This window comes from Burkholderia sp. E168m23 (assembly GCF_016586125.1).
GTDB lineage: Bacteria > Pseudomonadota > Gammaproteobacteria > Burkholderiales > Burkholderiaceae > Burkholderia > Burkholderia orbicola.
The window spans coordinates 1-1,469 of record NZ_BCPP01001310.1; the positions used below are offsets into that span (position 1 = coordinate 1).

Genomic DNA, 1,469 nt, shown 5'->3' on the forward strand with positions numbered 1-1,469 from the left:
GACGACTTACCAGCATCACACGATCGACGTGCCGACCGGGGCGGCCGTCGGCTGTCTCGCGCTGTTCCTGTTTCCGCTGCGCGATGCCGCGGGCCGGCTGCCGGGCGCCGATGCGTCGCCGTCCGCGGCCGGTCGCGCGCTCGCGCGCCGCTATGCGTTCGGCGTCGCGCTGGTCGCACTCGTGGCGCTGGCGTGCGTGCCGCGCGCGCCGGGCTGGGCGCTGGCGGCTGGGTGGGTCGCGCTGGCGCTCGCCTGCGTTGCGTGGGCCTACCGGCGCGGCGCGCCCGGCGCGTTCCAGAAGGATGCGCACGGGCGGTTTCCGGTTTTCGTCGGCGGGCTGCTCGCGCCGACGATCGTCGGCGCATTCGTCAATTCGCGGCTGTGGACGCGCCGGCAGCCCGCGCCGGTGCGGATCGACGAGCGCGTGTCGATCGGCCGGACGCCGATGACGCGCGACATCCGGCGCCACGGCTTCACCGCGCTGGTCGACCTGACCGCCGAGATGCCGCGCTGGGCGGCGGCCGACGCATCGCTCGCGTATGCGTCGGTGCCTCAGCTCGATCTCGTCGCACCGACGGCGGCGCAGCTCGCGCAGGCCGTCGAGGCGCTCGAACGCCTGCACGGCGAAGGGCGCGACGTGCTGGTCTGCTGTGCGCTCGGCTACGGGCGCAGCGTGCTGTGCGCGGCCGCGTGGCTCGCCGCGCGGCGCGGGTTGGCCGATGCGCGCGAAGCGCTGGCCGCGGTGCGCGCGGTCCGGCCACGCGCGGTATGGTCGGATGAAAGCGTGGCCGTGCTGCAGCAGTGGATCGATCGCCAGCGCGGCGCGGGGCAGGGGTGATGCGCGATCCGTCCGCTCCGTTCAGGATTGCCGCCGCACGCGGCGCGCTCGATGCGGGCGCATGGGCGCTCGCGGCAGCGCTGGTCGCGGCCGGCGCGGGCGGGTGGGTCGCGACGGGCTGGGCGGCGCCGACGCTTGCCCGCGTGCTGCTGGCCATCGTCAGCACGGGGTCGGGGATCGCGGCGCTGTGGTACGCGGTGCGCATCGCGATCGATCGGCGGTTGTTCGCCGCGCTGGCCCGGGCGGTGGACGGCGCCGGGTCGATCGACGACGGGCTCGCGGCGCTCGACCGCGCGCTCGCCGACCTGGGCTGGATCGATGCGGCGAAGGTCGGGCGCACGCTCGACGCGCGCGTGCGCGGCGCGGTCGGGCTGTGCCGGGCCGCCGTGCTCGTGGCGATCGTGCAGTGGCTCGTCGTCGGGATCGCGGTCGCGGTGTCGCCCATCGGCTAGCGCCGGCGCAAGCCGGCTATCGGCGGGAACAGCCCGGCCGGCGCGCGCCAGCCGTCATGCGTGCGCGGTGCGCCGCGATCGCTTGGCTTCGTACATCGCCTGGTCCGCATGCTCGATCAGCGCGTTCATGTCGGTGCCGTCGTCCGGCAGCATCGCGATGCCGACGCTGACGCCGAGCC

At 75.7% G+C, this 1,469-nt stretch carries 3 protein-coding genes; 2 read left to right on the plus strand and 1 reads right to left on the minus strand.

The window, feature by feature from the left end:
• A partial coding sequence (locus JMF90_RS36815; RefSeq protein WP_201326318.1) for a dual specificity protein phosphatase family protein occupies positions 1-838 on the plus strand: 838 nt, incomplete at its 5' end.
• A complete protein-coding gene (locus tag JMF90_RS36820; RefSeq protein ID WP_011545159.1) occupies positions 838-1,290 on the plus strand; it encodes a hypothetical protein in 453 nt (150 codons plus the stop codon). The genes JMF90_RS36815 and JMF90_RS36820, both read left to right, overlap by 1 nt.
• 54 nt (positions 1,291-1,344) lie before the next feature.
• On the opposite strand, the gene JMF90_RS36825 is transcribed toward JMF90_RS36820, so the two are convergent.
• Positions 1,345-1,469, minus strand: a 125-nt coding sequence (locus tag JMF90_RS36825; protein WP_201326319.1) for a diguanylate cyclase domain-containing protein, incomplete at its 5' end; no start/stop codon positions are given.